Source organism: Sorangium sp. So ce124, assembly GCF_051525235.1.
Classification (GTDB): Bacteria; Myxococcota_A; Polyangia; order Polyangiales; family Polyangiaceae; genus Sorangium; species Sorangium atrum.
On the sequence record NZ_CP150312.1, the window covers coordinates 13,026,273 to 13,043,531 of the forward strand.

Genomic DNA, 17,259 nt, shown 5'->3' on the forward strand with positions numbered 1-17,259 from the left:
GGTGCTCGCGATGCTCTCCCTGCTGCTCTGTGTCCTGTACTTCGGCGTGCTGCTCGGTCTCAGCGCCTACGGCCTGCACCGGCTGCACCTCGTGGTCCTCTGTCGCCTGAACCGCGCGAAGATCACCCGCGCGCAGGAGGTCGCGGCCCTGACCGATCGCGACCTCCCGCCGGTGACGATCCAGCTCCCGCTCTTCAACGAGTCGACGGTCGCGGCGCGGCTGCTCGATGCCGTCGCGAAGATGGACTACCCGCGCGACAAGCTGGAGATCCAGGTGCTCGACGACTCGACGGACGAGACGCAGGGCCTCGTCCGCGCGCACGTCGAGCGGCTGCGCGCGCAGGGCCTCGACGCGGTGTACCTGCACCGCGTGGATCGCGTCGGCTACAAGGCGGGGGCGCTCGACGCGGGGCTCAAGGTCGCGAAGGGCGAGCTGGTCGCGATCTTCGACGCCGACTTCATCCCGCAGCCGGACTTCGTCCGGTCCATCGTCGGCCACTTCGAGGACCCGACGGTCGGCATGGTGCAGACGCGGTGGGGCCACCTGAACCGCGACGTCTCGATCCTCACGCAGGTGCAGGCGCTCATGCTCGACGGCCACCACCTCGTCGAGAACCGCGCGCGCTTCGGCGCCGGCCTCCTGTTCAACTTCTCCGGCACCGGCGGGATGTGGCGCAAGGACGCCATCCGCGAGGCCGGCGGCTGGCAGCACGACACGCTGACCGAGGACCTCGACCTGTCGTACAGGGCGCAGCTCGCGGGCTACCGCTTCATCTACCGCGAGGACGTCGTCTCGCCGGCGGAGCTCCCCGAGGACATCTCGGCCCTGCGCGCGCAGCAGTACCGCTGGGCCAAGGGCACGGTGCAGACGTCGCGCAAGCTGATGGCGACCGTGCTGAGCGCGAAGCTCTCGGTCGGGCAGCGGATCGAGGCGTTCTTCCACCTCACGCCGCACTTCGCCTACCCGCTGCTGGTGCTGCTGAGCGTCCTCCTGCTGCCGGCGCTCGTCCTGTTCCCCGCGGCCGACACGCTGACGATGGTCGCCATCGATCTGCCGCTCTGCACGGCGACGACGGGGTCGCTCGCGGCGTTCTACATGCTGGCCGAGACGGCGCAGGGCCGCTCGCGCTGGGGCGCGGTCAGGCGCCTGCCGATGCTCATCGCGCTCGGGACGGGGCTCGCGCCGTACCTGTCGAAGGCCGTGATCGAGGGGCTCCGCAGCATGTCCGGCGAGTTCGTCCGGACGCCGAAGCAGGGCGACAACAAGGGCCGGTACAAGGTCCGCACGGACCTGCCGATCACCGAGGCGATGCTCTCGGTGCTGTCGTGCGGCGCGGTGGTCGCGTCCGTGGAGACGGGGCACTACTTCGCCACGCCGTTCGCGGTGCTCTTCGCCGTCGGCTACCTCTATGTGGCGGTCCTGGTCGTCCAGGAGCAGATCGTGCGCCGCCGCGATGCGACCTCGAGCGCGCCGGTCGTCGGCTGGAGCGACGCGCGGCCGAGCGAGGCGGCCGTCGTGGGCGCCTGGTCCCGGCAGTCGACGAAGGAACGCCACCTCGGCGATCTTGCCGTCTGAGCGGATCGTCGCCGCCGAGCCCAGCCAGCGCCCGCGGTCGCGCCGGTGGGCCTGCCGGATCCCTGGCCACCGGCTCGAGGGTGCGAGGTGTGGGGCCCTGCTCGTGTCGTCGCGGGTCCGCTCCGAGCGCCGCGCTGCCCGGGGGGCTCCACGAAGCGTGCCTGGTGTACATCGGGCGAAGCCTGCGTAACCCCCTAGACCTCACCGACGCAGGCTGGCATTCTGCCCTCCAGGCCGGTCGGGGGACCGCACGCGGCTTCCTGAACGGTCTTCAGGGGTTGCGGCGCGTCCCCCCTTCTGCAAGGGCGATGGGGGTGTCATGACGAAAGCCGAAATCGTTCAGGCGGTCTACTCCCGCCTTGGGGGGTTCTCGAAGAAGGAATCTGCCGATCTGGTGGACCTCGTGTTCGAGACCATGAAGGAAACCCTGGGGCGCGGGGAGAAGATCAAGATCTCTGGATTCGGCAACTTCGTGCTGCGCGACAAGCGCCAGCGGCAGGGCCGCAACCCGCAGACCGGCGACCCCATCCTCATCACGGAGCGCCGGGTCCTGAACTTCAAGGCGAGCCAGATCTTGAAGCAGGCCCTCAACCCGCGTGAGACGGCCTCGGCGGCCGAGGAGTAGACCGCTTGGCGGTGCGCGCGCAGCTTCCGGCGAAGCTGTACTACCGGATCGGCGAGGTGGCCGGCATCGTGGGGGTCGAGCCGCACGTGCTCCGGTACTGGGAGACGGAGTTCCGCTCCATCCGCCCGCAGAAGTCGGCGAAGGGGCAGCGGGTCTACAGCCGGCGCGACGTCGAGACGCTCCTCAAGGTCAAGGAGCTGCTCTACTCGCACCGCTTCACGATCGCGGGCGCGCGGCGCAAGCTGCGCGAGGGCGGCATCGAGCCGCCGGCGCCGGACGCGGGCGCGAGCCACGAGGAGGTGCAGCGGATGCGCACGGCCCTCGTCGAGATCCGGACCGAGGTGCTCGCGCTGATGGATGAGCTCGAGCGCGTCTGAGCTCCACGGCGTGGCGCCGGGCCTCGGGTTGCGCCTTGCGTTGCCGGCCGGGGCGAGCGACGCGCCGAAGGAGGCGCTGCCCGCGATCGACGTCTCCGCGATCCCGGGGGCGAAGGTGACGCTCCTGCGGGGCGTCGAGGCGGACGGGCTCTCGCTGCGCGCGGTGTGCGTGACGGCCCCGTCGCGGCAATGGGTGACCGGCCTGGAGGAGCTCGTGCTCGATCGGGCCTCGGGGCTCGTGCGGGGGGGCCTCGGGGCGGCGATCGAACGGTGGGAAGCAGGGCCGATCCACGCGCAGTCGCAGCGGTTCGAGCAGGCGTTCGAGGGGGCCGGGAGGGCTGGTGCGCGCGCGGTGGTGATCCGGGGGCAGCACGTGCTCGGCTTCGCCGGGAGCGAGCACGACGCGGCGCTCTGCAGCCTGGCCTGCCTGGAGCCTGCGCAGGGGGCGGGCGCCCGGTGCGGCGCGCTGCTCGGGGCGACCGCGTTCGAGGGCACGTTCGTGGCGCCACCGGAGCCGGGGCTGGTCGTGCGGATGATCTTCCTCGCCGCGGAGCAACCCCTCGCCACGACCGCAGCGCTCGGAGTGCTCGCGGCGGCGGGGGTGACCGTCCTGCTGGCGCGGCGGCCGCGGCCGCGGCCCTAGGACGGGCCCTAGGACGGGGAAGAGGGGCTCGTGGAGAACCGCCCGGCCCTCGGAGAGGGTGCTCGTCGCGCGGCGCACGGAGGGCCGAACTCCCCTGGGACGCTTTGTCTCCGGCGCGCTGCGCACGCCGGAGACAAAGCGTCAAATGGGCTCAGACAACGGCCCTCCGTGCGCCGCGCGACGAGCACCCTCTCCGAGGGCCTGACGGTACTAGAGATGTTTGAAGAGAGAGGCGTCGCCGGGTTGATCACTCGGCCGGGCAGGGGGAGCGATCAGAACGGGATGTCGTCGTCGTTGCCGCCGCCGTAACCGCCGCCGCCGAAATCGTCGGGCGGAGGACCGGGATCCTGAGCAGCCGGCGCGGGGCGACCACCGCCGCCGCGGTTGTAGCCGCCACCCGCCGGGCGGCCTCCGCCACCACCGCCACCGTAACCACCGCCGCCGCCGCCGCCGCCACCGCCGCTGTAGCCACCGCCACCGCCACCGCCGCTGTAGCCACCGCCGGGATCTGCGCCGAACGCGCCTGCGTCATCGCCGGCAGCGCCGCGACCGCGGGCCCCGCCCGTCAGCAGGACGTTGTTCGCGATCACCTCGGTCTTGTAGCGCTTGTTGCCATCCCGGTCGTCGTAGCTCGACGTGCGGAGCGAGCCCTCGATGAAGATCGAGGAACCCTTGCTGAGGATCTTGCCCAAGGCCTCGGCGCGCTTGCCCCAGATCACGACATTGTGCCAGTCCGTCCGTTCTTTCCGGACCTTGTCGCGGTCCAGGTACGACTCGGTCGTCGCGAGCCGCAGGTTCAAGACGGCCTGGCCTCCCTGGGTGAACCGGAGCTCTGGGTCGGCGCCCAGGTTGCCGAGCAGCATTACGCGATTCAAGCCTTCGGCCATCGTCACTCCTTCCCTAGGAGGCGCTCAGCGCACGCTGCGCTGAACGAACGTCGCCTGCTTCACTCCCCCATGGGGGCCGACGCGTCAAGGGTCGTGGCGCGCCGAAAAGCACGCGGCGCGCCCGCGCGGCGGGACCGGCGTGGGCCTCGGCACGGGCGGCGCGGCGTCGCTCGATCGCCGTCCGACCGCCGTCCAATTTCGCCCGGTTCCGCGCAATGCCGCGTGATTCCGCTCACCCGCCCGCTCCGGCTTGCGCCAGGAGGTCGGACAGGAAGAGCCGGGCGATCGTGAAGTAGAGGAGGATCCCCAGGACGTCCACGAGGCTCGCGATGAACGGCGTGGAGCTGGTCGCCGGATCGAGGCCGATGCGCCGGAGCAGGAGGGGGAGCATGGCGCCGACGGTGCAGCCCATGAGGACGATCGCCATCAGCGTCGCGCCGATCGTCAGGACGAAGCCGGTGCCGTCGCCCCAGAGCCAGACGCGGAGCATGCCGATGGCGGAGAGGATGAGGCCGAGCACGACCGCCTGGCCGAGCTCGCGGACGAGGACGCTCGCCCAGTCGCCGACGCGCAGATCGCCGACGGCGAGGCCGCGGATGATGAGCGACGACGACTGCGAGCCGGAGTTGCCGCCCGTGGAGATGAGCAGCGGCACGTAATAGGCGAGCGTCGCGACGGCCTCGAGGTCGTGCTCGAAACGCCGGAGCACCTCGCCGGTCATGAACTCGCCGACGAACAGCACGGCGAGCCACGGGGCCCGCTTCTGGATGAACGTCCAGAAGCTCGTCTTGAAGTAGCTGTCCTCGATGGGGCCGACCGCGCCGAGCCGCTGCATGTCCTCGGACTGCTCCTCCGTGAGGACGTCCATCACGTCGTCGACGGTGATGACGCCCAGCAGCTTGCGATCCGCGGAGAGCACGGGCAGCGCGTTGAAATCGTACTTGGCCATGGTCCGCGCGACCTCTTCCTGATCGGTCTCGGGGCTGACGGCGAAGACGTTCTCGGTCATCACGTCCGCGAGCCTCTCGGACGGGGAGGCGAGCAGCAGATCGCGCAGCGACACGACGCCGATGAGGTGCCCGCGATCGGAGACGATGTACACGTAGTAGATGGTCTCGGCGTCCTCGCCGACGGCGCGGATGCGCTCGATCACGTCGGCGACCTTGAGGTGGATGCCCACCGACACGTAGTCGGTGGTCATGAGGCCGCCGGCGCTGTCCTCGGGCCACTTGGCGAGCTCCTCGACCTCGGCCGCGGCCTCGGGGTCGACCTTCTCCAGCGTGGAGAGCAGCGTGCCGCTGACCTGGTCCGGGAGGGCCTCGATGAGGTCCGTGCGGTCGTCGGCCGCCATCTCGGAGACGATCGGCGCGATGCTCTCGATGCCCATCTGCTCGACGAGCGCTTCCTGGGTCTCGCCGTCGAGGCGCTCGAAGATCGGCGCGGCCTCCTCGGCCTTGAGCGCCATCAGGACCTTCGCCGCTTCGGCGTCGTCCAGCAGGCCGATGAGGTCGGCGAGGTCCTCGTCGTGGATCTCGTCCAGCAGGTCGGACAGCTGCGCCGGATCCTCGGTGAGCAGCTGCCGTACCTCCGGGACCATGGCGAGGGCGACGCGCAACATGCCCGGGCACTGACCACAACTCGGCCCTGCTGGGAAGCGGCAAACCCCACCGGCGCCGGGCCCGCGAGCAACCCTCCCCCGCATCGACCGAGGTTGGGTTGCGGCGCCGCGGCCGACCGAGGTTGAGCCTCCCGCGACCGCCGGTCGCGAGCGATGGAGGCCGGTCTCCCGGGACCGTGAACGGGTGATTTGCACTACAGTGATAAGTGAACTTTCTCTATTGGCCGACCCGGGTCGAGGACCAGGTCGGGAGCCAGGTCGACCCAGGTTGAGGAGCGTGTCGCCTACTGCGTTGGCTGTCGCGCAATCAGGTTGACGTCGCGGCGGCCCGCGGGGCATGGAGGGTACGGCGCTGCGGCAGCGGCATCTCGTTTGCTATGGCACCCCTTCGCGGGGTCGAGCGGGGCCGGCCGGGTCGAATTGACAGCCTTCCGGTCGGGTCCCTAGCATCGGGCTCCCGTCGAGCCGTGGATCGCCTGCGGAAGTCGGTCATGGGCCCGTGGACGGCGGGCCTTTTCGGTGGCTTGACCGCCGCGCAACTGGATCGGTGGTCGAAAGGAAAGTCGAATATGACGCGGATAGAGCGTGAGAGCAGGCGCCCGTGGAGGGGCGCGGTGAGGTTCGCCATGGCGGGCCTGCTGATCGCGGGCACAGGCAGCGCCTTCGGATGCCTGAGCCGCCCCATCGCCGAGAACAAGCCCCGGTCGACGTCGACGATCGTCGAGCGGCTGACGCAGAGCTCGGTCGACAAGATCGACCTCCTCCTGGCGATCGACAACTCGGGCTCGATGGCCGACAAGCAGGCCATCCTCGCCACCGCGATCCCCGACCTCGTCCAGGGTCTCGTCAACCCGCGCTGCATCCACAAGGACGGCACGATGGCGACAACGGTCGCCTCGCCCAACACGCCCTGTCCGCAGGACTACAAGCGTGAGTTCGAGCCGGTCAAGGACATCCACATCGGCATCATCAGCTCGAGCCTCGGCGGCCACGGGTCGGGCGCCTGCCAGGGGACGACGAGCGCCTCGAACGTGGACATGGCGCACCTCCTCGCGCGCCGGAGCGAGACCTCCACGACGAACGACATCCCGACCTATCTCAACCTGGGCTTCCTGGCCTGGGACCCGGATCAGAAGCTCGACGGCGAGCCGAATCAGCCGGATCCGAACGACGGCGAGGCGGACATCACCGCCGACTCGAACGCCGACCTCAACGACACGTCGCTGGTCAAGCAGCTCACCGATATGGTCAAGGGCACGGGGCAGACCGGCTGCGGCTTCGAGGCGCAGCTCGAGAGCGTGTACCGCTTCCTCGTCGACCCGGAGCCCTACGAGACGATCGGCATCGACGCGCAAGAGAACATCGTCGTCACCGGCGAGGATGCCGTCGTCAAGAAGCAGCGCGCCGACTTCATGCGGCCGAGCTCCCTCCTCGCGATCATCATGCTCACCGACGAGAACGACTGCTCGATCCGCGAGGAGGGCAAGAACTACCTCGTGGCAGAGACCGGGCCGGGCTTCCGCCTGTGGCGGCCGCGCGCCGAGTGCGCCACCGATCCGGGCAACAAGTGCTGCAGGTCGTGCAGCCAGAAACAGGACGGCTGCGAGATCGACCCGGCGTGCACGGGCCCGGACGGCAACGCCGCCAGGCTGACCCCCGCGGAGGATCCGGTCAACTCTCGCTGCTGGGATCAGAAGCGCCGGTTCGGCTTCGACTTCCTCTATCCGATCGACCGCTACCGGCGCGCCTTCACCGAGGCGCAGATCCCGAACCGCAAGGGCGAGCTGGTCCCGAACCCGATCTTCAGCGATCCGAACCCGGACGACCTCGACTCCAACGTCCGCGATCCCGGGCTCGTCTTCTTCGCCGGTATCGTCGGCGTGCCGTGGCAGGACATCGCGCGTCAGAACGCGCAAGGCCAGCCCGACCTGCTGAACGGCCTCAACCAGGACGGCGAGCCGGTCGGTGGGTTCAAGAACTCCGACGAGCTCAGCGCTCCCGTGGGCGGCGCCGCCAGCGCCTGGGAGCTCATCCTCGGCGATCCCGCGAAGTACCAGGCGCCGAAGGATCCCTTCATGATCGAGTCGATGAAGCCTCGCTCGGGCACGAACCCGATCACCAACGACACGATCGTCGGGCCGCAGGAGGCGGGCTGGAACACCATCAACGGCCGCGAGTACACGATCCCGGAGGGGAGCACGGGGGACCTCCAGTACGCTTGCATCTTCGATCTCCCCCAGGACGCGGTGAAGACCTGCGACGGGCAGGCTCAGAGCTGCGACTGCAGAGCGGTGGGCGGTCAGGCGACCGACAACCCGCTGTGCAGGCCCGAAGCGGGGAACGATCAGGAGGATCCGGAGCCCAGGTCGACGACGCAGATCAAGGCGAAGGCCTACCCGGGCCTCCGCGAGCTGCAGCTGATCCGGGAGCTCGGCCCCCAGGGCATCGTCGGCTCGGTGTGCCCGCGCCAGCTCAACAACGACGGCGCGGCCGACTACGGCTACCGGCCGGCGATCGGCGCCATCATCGACCGCCTGAAGACGGTGCTCGGCGGCCAGTGCCTGCCGCGCACGTTGACGCCGCACGACAACCAGCAGGTCTCCTGCCTGATCCTCGAGGCGCGCAACTCGCAGGGCCAGTGCAACTGCGCGGATGAGAGGACGCCGGGGCGCCTCGACGTGACGGGCAAGCATAAGCCCGCGAAGGACGAGGTGCTCTCCCTCGACATCGCGAAGGCCTCCGGCTGGGACTGCGTGTGCGAGATCCAGCAGCTCGAGGGCATGAACGAGGGCGAGCCTGCCTACGAGTGCAGGACCAACGTCGGCGACATCCAGGACGTGCACGGGTGGTGCTACGTCGATCCGTCGATCCGGCTCGGCGACGCCGCCATCGTGGCCGACTGCCCGTCGACCGAGCAGCGCAAGATCCGGTTCACGGGCAAGGGCGAGGCCCAGCAAGGGGCCACGCTGTTCATCACCTGCTCCGGCGAGTAGGCGGCATCAGCGGGCATCCGCTAGCGTCAGCTAGCGTCTGATTGAGCCCGGCGCGCGGGGTGCGATCGTGAGATCGCGCCCCGCGGCGCTTTTGTGGCGCTTTGCGGCTCCAGAGCGGCGCCGGCGAGCCGGCCGGCGGAGCGCTCGGGGGGACCTGCCCGGTTTTGTGCTAAGACCGGACTCCTTCGTGCTGGCACGCAAGAAGATTCTCATCATCGAGGACGAGCCCCACATCGTGCTGGGGTTGACGGACGCCCTCGAGTTCGAGGGCTTCTCGGTGGCGTCGGCCTCGAAGGGGAAGGACGGCGTGCTGCTCGCGCGGCAGGAGAAGCCGGACGCCATCCTGCTCGACCTCATGCTCCCCGACACCAACGGCTTCAAGGTCTGCGAGGACCTGCGGCGCTGGGACGCGTTCGTGCCGATCATCATGCTCACGGCCCGCGGCCAGGAGATCGACAAGATCCGCGGCCTCGACGCGGGCGCTGACGACTACGTGACCAAGCCGTTCAGCGTGGGCGAGCTCATCGCCCGCCTGCGCGCCCTCTTCCGCCGCGCCGCCCGGCCGGCCGAGGCGCCCGTCGAGGTGTTCACCATCGGCAACGTGCAGATCAACATGACGGCCCACACGGTCTCGCGGGGCTCTCGCTCGGATCAGCTGTCGTTCTACGAGGTCGAGCTCCTTCGCCTGCTGCACGAGCGCCTGGGCCAGCCGGTCTCGCGCGAGGAGATCCTCCAGAAGATCTGGGGGATCGAGGCCGGACCGTCGAACCGCACGGTCGACAACTTCATCGTCAAGCTGCGCAAGAAGATCGAGCGCTCGCCCGACAAGCCGGAGCACATCCTCACGGTCTACGGCTTCGGTTACAAGCTCGCTCCCTGACGGAGCGGCAGGACGTTGCGGAGGTCGCAAGGCACCGTCACCGCGGCGTCGGTGATGCGCTTGGGATCGAGCTCTTCGATGCGCGCCCCCTCGCGGATCTGCCGCGCCTCGAGGCGCAGCCGGACGAGGCCCGGGCTGCCCGTCTCGCCTGCGTACCCGACCACGTCGCCCGCGTCGAGGCGCGCGCCCGCCACGACGCCAGGGCCAGGGCGATCGAGGTGGCCATGGAGAAGGACGTACCTGCGCACGCGATCCACGTCGCCCGCCTCGCGCACGTCGTGCGCCGTGGCCACCGTGATGCCGGACAGCGCGCCGACGAAGATGACCTCGGCCTTCCCCTCCTGGCCCTCGAGCCTGAGCGCTGCCACCCGCTCGCCGCGCGTCGCGGCGATGTCGATCCCGCCGAGCCACGACGGCGGCTCGGGCCGCGCGGCGCCGATCGCGGCGACGAGGCCCGCCGCAGGCAGCGTTCCCGCCCCGGCCGGAGCGTCCTCGACAAGGAGGAACCCCGGCGGCCCGTCCGGCGCGCCGATCGGGAACGTGTACGCGGCGGCGCTCGCCGGGCGTTCCGGGCGGCGGGGGATGTGCTCGTGGGCCTGGCTGCGCGTGCCGGCTCCGGCGGGACGCGCGCCGGCAGGGTCAGAGAGCGCCGCCGCGCCGCCTTCGGGGAGCGGCGCGCCCGGAGCAGGCAGCGGGACGCAGGCGGCGCCCTCCGGCACGGTGCGCGGGCCGCAGAGCGCCGCCGCGCCCGCGGCGCCGCGCGCTGCGGCCGCCGGAGGGACGACCGCGGGCGGCGGCGGCTCGGGATCGTCGATGCCGCCGAGCGCAAGGACGAGCGCCGACGCCGCGGCGCCGCGCACCAGCGGGGAAGGGGAGACCGCTGCCCTCGTCGGGCGGGCTTGCAATGAGCCGGACACACGCATGCCACGAACGGTTTACCGCATCGCGCGCGGCGGGCGAGCTCGGTGCATCGGCGGCGCGCTCGTCCCGCCCGGCTTGCGCGCGGCGGCCCCGGCGTCGGCGGCGCCGGGCACGCGCGGCCGCGCCCGCCGTGGACGGGAATTCGCGAGGAACAGGCCCTTGTTGCCTGCCGGCTTGCGGAGGCGACGCGCTGTTGATAGCTCCTCTTCGTGCAAAATCGTCAAGCCATCGAGACGACCCTGAACAAGCTGTTCGACGCGGAGCGCACGGCTCGCCGGCTCCACGAAGACCTGACGGCCACGCCCGGCGACGGGCTGCTGGATGTCCTCACGGACGCCATCGCGGCCGCGACGCGCGAGAACGACGAGGACGAGGCGGCGCTCCGGCTGGTGCGTATCGCGTCGCTGCTCGGCGAGCACGAGGGTCCGCGCGCGCTCGACGCGCTCATCGATGTGCTCGCGTCGGAGCACCCCGAGGCGCGGCAGGCGGCGGGCGAGGAGATCGAAACGCTGGCCTACGATCGGTTCAAGGAGGTCGCGCAGGCGATCGAGCGCGCGCTGAAGCGGCTGCCGGTGGGCTCGTCGGCGCTCCCGGAGCTGCCGTACCTCATCGCCGAGGTGCCGGAGCCGGGCGTGCCGAAGCTGCTCAGCCAGTTCCTGAGCCACAAGGATCCGGACGCGGTCGCGGCGGCGATCGAGACGCTCGTCGAGATCGGTGACCCGGCGCATGCGCCGCTCATCCAGCCGCTGCTCGACGACAAGCGCACGGTCGAGCTCGCGGACGACGGCGGCGACGACGCGACGTCGGAGGTCACGATCGGCGAGCTCGCCGAAGAGGCGCTCAGCCTCCTCGCGCCCTACGACGACGAGGAGGACGGGGTCGCCTGATGATCGGCCCGCCGCTGAGCGCGGCGGACGCCGTGTTGTTCGAGCACGCGGTCGTCCCGCGCTACCTCTCGTTCTTCGCCTCGCTGGCGGTCGAGATGCTGCTGCCCTCCGAGGCGGCGCGCATCGTCCACCTCGGCTGCAGGAGCGGCTTCCCCGACGCGATCGTGGCGGACAAGCTGCCCGGCGCGACCCTCGTGGGCGTCGACGGCTCCGCCGCCGCGCTCGAGCTCGCGCGCGACAAGGCCGCGCTGTTCTCCGGGATGAACGCGAGCTACATGCTCGCCGACGCCCTGCCGACGCCGCTGCCGGACGCGAGCTTCTCCCACGCGTTCACGCTGCACCCGGTCTGCCGTCCGGACGAGCGGGCGCAGCTCCTCGCCGAGCTGCGCCGGGTCCTGGTCCCCGGCGGCCAGGCGCTCATCGCGCTGCCGCTGCGCGGCTCGTTCCCGGAGATCGCCGACATCGCTCGGGAGTGCGCGCTCAAGCAAGACCTCTCGGAGCTCGGCGCCGCGGTGGACGCCGCCGCCGTCAGCCGACCCACGATCGAGACGATCGCCGAGGAGATCGAGGGCGCGGGGCTCGACGAGGTCGAGGTCGACGTCCAGCTCATCGCCGTGTCGTTCGAGAGCGGGCGTGAGTTCCTCGAGGATCCCATCTCGAGGTTGATGGTGATCCCCGAGTCGACGGCGATGCTCGACGTCGAGCCGCAGATCATCGACTCGATGCTCAAGTACCTGCACCACGCGGTCTCGAAGTACTGGTCCGAAGGGGTCTTCGAGCTGACCGTGAACGTCGGGTGCGCGAGCGCTCGGCGCCCGCTGGGCTGACGATCGCCTGACGACGGCTGACGATCGCGCGAGGGCGCTGGTCGCGCAGAGCGCGGCCTGCGCTAGCGCTCGCGCCCGCCGCCGCGGAGGCCGAGCTCGTCGAGCCCGGCGAGCGCCGCAAGCGAGACCGGGTGGTACGGCGGCCGCGGGGTGATCGGCTTCCGGGCGTCGCCCCCGCGCTCCTCGATGAGCCGCGCGCAGAGCGCGAGGCACCACTTGCCCTGGCACCAGCCGGTGCCGAGGCCCGTGTAGCGCTTGACGGACTCGATGTCCTTGTAGCCGCGATCCATCGCGGCCTCGAGCTCGTGCAGCGTGACGTCCTCGCAGCGGCAGACGAGCGTCTTCATCGACCTAGTCGCCCTCGTACTCGCAGCGGGCGTCGCAGGTCTCGAAGATGGTGACCCGGTTCAAGGACGGCAGCGACGGCGCGAGGCGGCTCCAGATCCACCGGGCGAGCACCTCGCTCGTCGGGTTCTCCAGCCCGGGGACCTCGTTCAGGTAGTGGTGATCGAGCAGGTCGTGGAGGGGAGCCCAGGCCTCGTAGAGGTGGCTGTAATCGATGAACCACCCCGTCTCCTCGTTCACCGGGCCGCGGATCGCGACCTCGACCTTGAAGCTGTGACCGTGGAGGCGCGCGCACTTGTGCCCCTGCGGAACCTTGGGAAGGCGGTGGGCGGCCTCGAAGCGGAACTCGTGTACGAGACGGACGTTCATCGGAGCAGCGGTCATGGGGCGGCCGCCGTGGGGCGTCAACGCCCCGCGGCCTCGCGAGGGGCGACGTGAGGTACGGGGTTCCCTCGAGGCGCTCGAGCGACTATACCGCCGGCCATGCCGCAGAAGCCCGCAGTGAGAGCCAAGAAGAAGCGTCGCGACACGAAGCGCCTGGCGAACTGGCGCGCCAAGAAGGAGCTGCAGAGCGCCCAGGGAACGCCGGCCGAGCCGGCCGCCGCCGCGCGATCCGGCAGCTGAGCCGCGAGCACCGGCCGCGGCCGGTGCTCAGATCGCCGGCTCGTCCTCTCCGTCGTCGTCCGGCCCCGGCGACGCCGGTCCCTTGCGTCGCGCCGCACGAACGGTCGCGACCTCGGCCCTGGACGGGTTGATCACGAGGAAGCCATGGTCCGCGTCGAGGAGCGCGACGTCTCCCGGCGACGCCCAGCGGAACGCACCCGCCACATCCACGATCGACGGCACGCCCAGCAGCTGGAGGAGCACGAGCGAGCGCGGCCCGGACCGGTCGCTGAGCGCGACGCCCACCGGGTGGGCCCGGGCGGAGATCAGGAGGTCGAAGACCGTCAGCTGGTCTCCCACGAGGACCGCCTTCGACGGGAGCTCGGCCCGGGCGTCCGGGGTCGCCAGCATCAGGATCGCATCGCAGAGATCCTCGATGTCGCGGGCGCGATCCTGCAAGAACGGGTCGCCGACGATCCCGTTGGCGGCCCGCGCCACCTCGCGAGCGACCGTCCCGAGCGCCTGCGCGACGTTGCGCCCGCTGGCCGCGAGCTCGAAGGCGCGCGCGCGCAGGCGGCCGTCGCCGATCATCAGGAGGTAGGTCGAGAGGAACGCCGCCTCCTGCGCGAGCCCTCGCTTCGCCGCGCGGGCGTTGAGGTCGAGGAGCGCCTTCTCCGCGATGTCGAAAGCGAACCGCAGGAGCTTCGGATCGCCGCTGCCCTGCCGCGCGCCGAGCGATGAGGTCGCCGGCCGCCGCAGGGCAGCGATGGCGCCGAGCGCGCGCCCCGCGACGACGGGCAACCCCGGCAGCGTGACCTTGCGCGTGCCGCCGCCCGTGCGCCGCCGCCGCTCGCGCAGCTCGTCGAGCACCTGCGCGTGGCGCGCGCCGGCCGCGATCGGCGCCGTCAGCGCCATGACGAGCTCGACGTCGCGCGCCGTGAAGGCACGATCGCCCGCCCGCTGCACGACCAGGGCGCCGAGCGGGCGGCCGCTGCCGAGGATGGGCGCCGCGAGGAAGACCGGGAAGCGCTCTTCTCGGAGCTCGGGGAACGCCCGGTAGCGCTCGTGCTCGGTCGCCTGGACGACCGAGATAGGCCGCAGGCACTCGACCGCCATGCCCGTGATGCCCTGTCCCACCGAGAGCCGCACCGTGCCGCGCGCCTCGCGCGGAAAGCCGACGTTGCCGCGCAGCACCAGCTCGTCGCCGTCGCCCTCGAGGAGGTACAGCGAGGCCACGTCGGCGCCGAGGATCGCGGCGATCCGCTGCGGCGCCTCGTCGAGGAGGAGCGAGAGCGGCATCGGCTTCGCCACGAAGGCGAGGTACTCGATCACGAGATCCAGGCGCTCATCGCGGCGCACCTGGATCCTCGCGGAGGCGACCGACGGCGGCGCGCCCTCGTCGTCGGTATCCGCGGCGCGGGCCGAGCTGCGGGCCGGGTCGCTCGAGACGGACGCGTCCTCCTCGTCGGGGCCGGGCTCGTCCAGCGCGCGGTCCGGGAAGCTGTCCCGTGAGCCCTCCACGTCGGACGGCGTCGCGGACGGGCTCGCGATCGCTTCGAGCTCCGTGGGCGGATGGGTCGCCTTCGGATCGGTGCGCGACGACATGCCATGATCGCTATCACACACCGTCGCTCGAGCGCACCTTGCTCCCGCCGCCCCCGGACCGCGGCGCGGTCTGGACGGCGCGGCCGCGCGATGTGCGCGCTCGCTGCGAGCCGCCCGCGCGGCGAGAGCGCGGGTGGGCAGCCGGAGGTCAGGGCGTCCGCAGGTCGACGGGTCCGTCGAGGGGCGGGCGCTGCATCCACCCGAGCGCAGAGAGCCGCGCGCGCGGGGCTGCCGCGGCCGCCGCGCGCGTGAGCGGCCCGGCTCCGCCCGCGCCGATCGCGGTGATCGCGCCGCGGATCGGCGCGAGCAGCGCCGGCGCGGCCTCGGCGCTGCTCGCCGCCACGTGGACCACGCGCGCCGCGGGCGGCAGCAGCAGCGATCGCGGCGCCGGATCCAGGCCGACCCCGTGCCCTCGACCTTCCCGGAACGAGCCCACGGCCTCGAGCGTGGCCCGGTACATGGTCACCTCCGCGCGGGCGGCGCCGTCGAGCGGCCCGCGCGGGACGCGCGCGCCCAGCTCTTCGAGCGCCTCGTGCAGGGCGCGCGCGAGCGCCTCCGCGCGCTCGGCCGGGCCTTCCACCAGCACGAAGCGCGGCGACAGGCAGCCGCGCTGATCGAACGGCACGACGTCCGCCGCGATGTCCCGCGCCGCCTCGGCGAGGTTCGCGCTCAGGCCGACGACGGCGAGCCCCAGGCCGGCGCCGTGCCCGCGCACGAGCACGCCCGGGCCGGCCTGGGCCCGCAGCGTGGCCACGGTCTGGTCCGAGCCGTAGACGTGCAGCTCGGCGCGCGGCAGATCCCCGGGGACGCCCTCGCCGGCCGCCGGCGCCCCGGCGTCCCCGAGCGCGATGTCCGCGACCAGCGCGATCGTCCCGCCTGCGCGGCGGAAGCCTTCGTCGGCCCGCAGCGCGCGCACGAGGAGCTCCGCGACGACGGGATCGCGGCGGGACGGGCGCACGAAGACCTCCTGCGCTGTCGCCGCCGCGACGGCGATGGCCCGCAGCGGCGCCGTGCAGACGTTGGCCGCCAGGACCACGTGGCAGCGGCGCGCGCGACCCGAGGCCGCCACGAGCGCGTCGAGCTCGCGATCGCTCGGCGCGATCTCGAGGTGGCGGCCGAGCGCGAGCTCCACGCCCTCCTGCGAGAGGCCGCTCGTGGAAGGCAGCCGCTGGCGCGCCTCCTCGCCCAGCGGATCGCGCGCGTCCGCGATCCGCGCCGCCGCGGCGACGGCGCGCTCGACCCGGCGGCGCCGCGCCGCGCCGTCGTCCATCATCAAGGGCCGCCGCCGAGCATCTGGTCCATCGCGATCGAGCAGCCGCGCGGCGGCGCCCCGGACGCGCGGCCCAGGAGCTCGACGCCCTCCGCTGTGACGCGCACGCGGTCGGCGGTCTGGATGGCGACCGCCGAGTCGACGTTCGCGAGATCGACGATCCGCGCGAGCCCGATCGCGCCTGCAGGGAGCGGCGCGAGCGTCTCGGGGTCCACCGCGGTGACGCGCGTCCAGGGGGGCGCGAGGTACAATCCTGGCGCCGCGCGCGGTGCGCCGGCGAGCGCCGCCGCGAGCGTGCCCTCGTAGAGCTGGCTGGAGAGCTCGGTCATGCCGTACTCGCTCACCACGTGCGAGAGGGGCACCCCCAGCACCCGCGCGATCGACGCCCGCAGCTCCTCCGCGGGCACCTCGCGCGAGCGGCCCTTGTAGCCGCCGGTCTGCATGACCCGGCTCCCTTCGGGCAGCAGCGCCGCGCCCTCGGGCAGCTTCGCCTCGATCAGGTGCTCGATCAGGTGCACGAAGGCGAACGACGTTCCCAGCACGAGCGCCGGCTCGCCGGAGGCGCGCGCCTCGGCGCACGCGCGGGCGAACCCTGCGGCGTCGAGCTCGCCGCCGCGCACGTGCCAGCTCGCCGGCCCCGAGAGGCGCGCCGCGAAGCGGTCGATCATGAACCCGAGCGACGAGTCCGGCGCCTCGTGGAGCGGCGGCGCGAGGACGATCGCCCGGAGCCGCGCGCCGTCGGGCCACAGCAGGCGCTCCCCCCACGCGAGCGCGGCCAGCTCGTACGTGGCGGTCGTGCGGAACGGGTGCTCGCCGCGGGACGCCGCGCCGAGGGAGGTCCCGCTCGTGCGGAAGACGCGCTCGTCCGCCTCCGGCGGGTGGGCCGCGACGCGCGCGAACCGGAACACGTCGCACGGCACAGCGGGGATCTGCGCCGCGAGATCCATCGCGGCGACGTCCGCGCCGCGCGCCTCGAAGAGGCGGGCGACCGGCGCGCAATGCGCGGCCTGGTGCCTCGCCAGGGCGATCGCGAGCGCATCGAAGGTCTCCGGAAGCGCCCCGCGCTCGCCCTGGTCCTGCGGAGGAGAGGCACCCGCCGCTCGGCCGGCGCCTGTCGAGCCCGCCCCGTCCACGCGGAGCGACGCCTCGATGAACGCCCGCGCGCGGCGGTGCAGCGCCTCGCTCTGGTCTATCGATCCCAC

At 72.1% G+C, this 17,259-nt stretch carries 17 protein-coding genes; 9 read left to right on the top strand and 8 right to left on the bottom strand.

Going from position 1 to position 17,259, the window contains the following annotated elements:
- Nucleotides 1-10: 10 nt before the first annotated feature.
- The 4 genes from WMF19_RS48795 to WMF19_RS48810 all read left to right on the top strand — a co-directional run bounded on the left by WMF19_RS48795 (nt 11) and on the right by WMF19_RS48810 (nt 3,221).
- Nucleotides 11-1,576 carry a glycosyltransferase family 2 protein gene (locus WMF19_RS48795; protein WP_272096312.1) on the top strand — a complete coding sequence of 522 codons (1,566 nt, stop codon included), beginning with the start codon at nt 11-13 and terminating at the stop codon, nt 1,574-1,576.
- A gap of 319 nt (nt 1,577-1,895) precedes the next feature.
- Nucleotides 1,896-2,201: an integration host factor subunit alpha gene (locus WMF19_RS48800; RefSeq protein WP_012241218.1), complete on the top strand. Its 306-nt coding sequence runs from the start codon at nt 1,896-1,898 to the stop codon at nt 2,199-2,201.
- 11 nt (nt 2,202-2,212) lie between these two features.
- Nucleotides 2,213-2,578, top strand: a complete 366-nt coding sequence (locus tag WMF19_RS48805; RefSeq protein ID WP_272097930.1) for a MerR family transcriptional regulator — start codon at nt 2,213-2,215, stop codon at nt 2,576-2,578.
- Complete coding sequence (locus tag WMF19_RS48810; RefSeq protein ID WP_437896609.1) at nt 2,559-3,221, top strand: hypothetical protein; 663 nt, start codon at nt 2,559-2,561, stop codon at nt 3,219-3,221. The genes WMF19_RS48805 and WMF19_RS48810 overlap by 20 nt, the downstream gene beginning before the upstream one ends.
- Before the next feature lie 272 nt (nt 3,222-3,493).
- On the opposite strand, the gene WMF19_RS48815 is transcribed toward WMF19_RS48810, so the two are convergent.
- Both WMF19_RS48815 and mgtE read right to left on the bottom strand, forming a co-directional pair.
- Nucleotides 3,494-4,108, bottom strand: a complete 615-nt coding sequence (locus tag WMF19_RS48815) for a single-stranded DNA-binding protein (protein WP_437896610.1) — start codon at nt 4,106-4,108, stop codon at nt 3,494-3,496.
- Between the two features lie 232 nt (nt 4,109-4,340).
- On the bottom strand, nt 4,341-5,726 hold the full coding sequence (mgtE, locus tag WMF19_RS48820; protein ID WP_272096317.1) for a magnesium transporter: 1,386 nt from the start codon (nt 5,724-5,726) through the stop codon (nt 4,341-4,343).
- A 614-nt stretch (nt 5,727-6,340) separates the two neighbouring features.
- On the opposite strand from mgtE, the gene WMF19_RS48825 reads away from it, so the two are divergent.
- Together WMF19_RS48825 and WMF19_RS48830 are read left to right on the top strand one after the other, a co-directional pair.
- Nucleotides 6,341-8,719 (top strand): hypothetical protein, encoded by a 2,379-nt coding sequence (locus WMF19_RS48825; RefSeq protein ID WP_437896611.1) that lies wholly within the window; start codon nt 6,341-6,343, stop codon nt 8,717-8,719.
- Between the two features lie 187 nt (nt 8,720-8,906).
- Nucleotides 8,907-9,599, top strand: a complete 693-nt coding sequence (locus WMF19_RS48830; protein ID WP_437896612.1) for a response regulator transcription factor — start codon at nt 8,907-8,909, stop codon at nt 9,597-9,599.
- Here WMF19_RS48830 and WMF19_RS48835 read toward each other — a convergent pair.
- Nucleotides 9,581-10,522 carry a hypothetical protein gene (locus tag WMF19_RS48835; protein WP_437896613.1) on the bottom strand — a complete coding sequence of 314 codons (942 nt, stop codon included), beginning with the start codon at nt 10,520-10,522 and terminating at the stop codon, nt 9,581-9,583. The genes WMF19_RS48830 and WMF19_RS48835 overlap by 19 nt on opposite strands.
- Before the next feature lie 207 nt (nt 10,523-10,729).
- Here WMF19_RS48835 and WMF19_RS48840 point away from each other — a divergent pair, with 207 nt between their 5' ends.
- Nucleotides 10,730-11,407 (top strand): HEAT repeat domain-containing protein, encoded by a 678-nt coding sequence (locus WMF19_RS48840; RefSeq protein ID WP_272096322.1) that lies wholly within the window; start codon nt 10,730-10,732, stop codon nt 11,405-11,407.
- The gene (locus WMF19_RS48845; protein WP_437326276.1) at nt 11,407-12,234 is read left to right on the top strand and encodes a class I SAM-dependent methyltransferase; all 828 of its coding nucleotides are present in this window, start codon (nt 11,407-11,409) and stop codon (nt 12,232-12,234) included. The genes WMF19_RS48840 and WMF19_RS48845 overlap by 1 nt, the downstream gene beginning before the upstream one ends.
- Nucleotides 12,235-12,296: 62 nt before the next feature.
- Here the strand turns inward: WMF19_RS48845 and WMF19_RS48850 are convergent, their stop codons facing one another.
- Nucleotides 12,297-12,581 (bottom strand): (2Fe-2S)-binding protein, encoded by a 285-nt coding sequence (locus WMF19_RS48850; RefSeq protein WP_437896614.1) that lies wholly within the window; start codon nt 12,579-12,581, stop codon nt 12,297-12,299.
- A gap of 4 nt (nt 12,582-12,585) precedes the next feature.
- Nucleotides 12,586-12,948: a 6-carboxytetrahydropterin synthase QueD gene (gene queD / locus WMF19_RS48855; RefSeq protein WP_437278340.1), complete on the bottom strand. Its 363-nt coding sequence runs from the start codon at nt 12,946-12,948 to the stop codon at nt 12,586-12,588.
- Between the two features lie 132 nt (nt 12,949-13,080).
- Here queD and WMF19_RS48860 point away from each other — a divergent pair, with 132 nt between their 5' ends.
- Nucleotides 13,081-13,203, top strand: coding sequence for a hypothetical protein (locus WMF19_RS48860; protein ID WP_272096326.1), 123 nt, complete (start codon nt 13,081-13,083; stop codon nt 13,201-13,203).
- A gap of 27 nt (nt 13,204-13,230) precedes the next feature.
- Here the strand turns inward: WMF19_RS48860 and WMF19_RS48865 are convergent, their stop codons facing one another.
- The 3 genes from WMF19_RS48865 to WMF19_RS48875 all read right to left on the bottom strand — a co-directional run bounded on the left by WMF19_RS48865 (nt 13,231) and on the right by WMF19_RS48875 (nt 17,259).
- The gene (locus WMF19_RS48865; RefSeq protein WP_437326277.1) at nt 13,231-14,787 is read right to left on the bottom strand and encodes a GAF domain-containing protein; all 1,557 of its coding nucleotides are present in this window, start codon (nt 14,785-14,787) and stop codon (nt 13,231-13,233) included.
- A gap of 148 nt (nt 14,788-14,935) precedes the next feature.
- Nucleotides 14,936-16,060 (bottom strand): acyl-CoA reductase, encoded by a 1,125-nt coding sequence (locus tag WMF19_RS48870; protein WP_437896615.1) that lies wholly within the window; start codon nt 16,058-16,060, stop codon nt 14,936-14,938.
- Nucleotides 16,060-17,259, bottom strand: a complete 1,200-nt coding sequence (locus tag WMF19_RS48875; RefSeq protein WP_437896616.1) for an acyl-protein synthetase — start codon at nt 17,257-17,259, stop codon at nt 16,060-16,062. The genes WMF19_RS48870 and WMF19_RS48875 overlap by 1 nt, the downstream gene beginning before the upstream one ends.

Coding starts and splice junctions, on each gene's coding strand:
- WMF19_RS48795 (WP_272096312.1), top strand. CDS start 11: ATGCTCTCCCTGCTGCTCTGTGTCCTGTACTTCGGCGTGCTGCTCGGT.
- WMF19_RS48835 (WP_437896613.1), bottom strand. CDS start 10,522: ATGCGTGTGTCCGGCTCATTGCAAGCCCGCCCGACGAGGGCAGCGGTC.
- WMF19_RS48850 (WP_437896614.1), bottom strand. CDS start 12,581: ATGAAGACGCTCGTCTGCCGCTGCGAGGACGTCACGCTGCACGAGCTC.
- WMF19_RS48845 (WP_437326276.1), top strand. CDS start 11,407: ATGATCGGCCCGCCGCTGAGCGCGGCGGACGCCGTGTTGTTCGAGCAC.
- mgtE (WP_272096317.1), bottom strand. CDS start 5,726: ATGTTGCGCGTCGCCCTCGCCATGGTCCCGGAGGTACGGCAGCTGCTC.
- WMF19_RS48870 (WP_437896615.1), bottom strand. CDS start 16,060: ATGATGGACGACGGCGCGGCGCGGCGCCGCCGGGTCGAGCGCGCCGTC.
- WMF19_RS48815 (WP_437896610.1), bottom strand. CDS start 4,108: ATGGCCGAAGGCTTGAATCGCGTAATGCTGCTCGGCAACCTGGGCGCC.
- WMF19_RS48800 (WP_012241218.1), top strand. CDS start 1,896: ATGACGAAAGCCGAAATCGTTCAGGCGGTCTACTCCCGCCTTGGGGGG.
- WMF19_RS48865 (WP_437326277.1), bottom strand. CDS start 14,787: ATGTCGTCGCGCACCGATCCGAAGGCGACCCATCCGCCCACGGAGCTC.
- queD (WP_437278340.1), bottom strand. CDS start 12,948: ATGAACGTCCGTCTCGTACACGAGTTCCGCTTCGAGGCCGCCCACCGC.
- WMF19_RS48810 (WP_437896609.1), top strand. CDS start 2,559: ATGAGCTCGAGCGCGTCTGAGCTCCACGGCGTGGCGCCGGGCCTCGGG.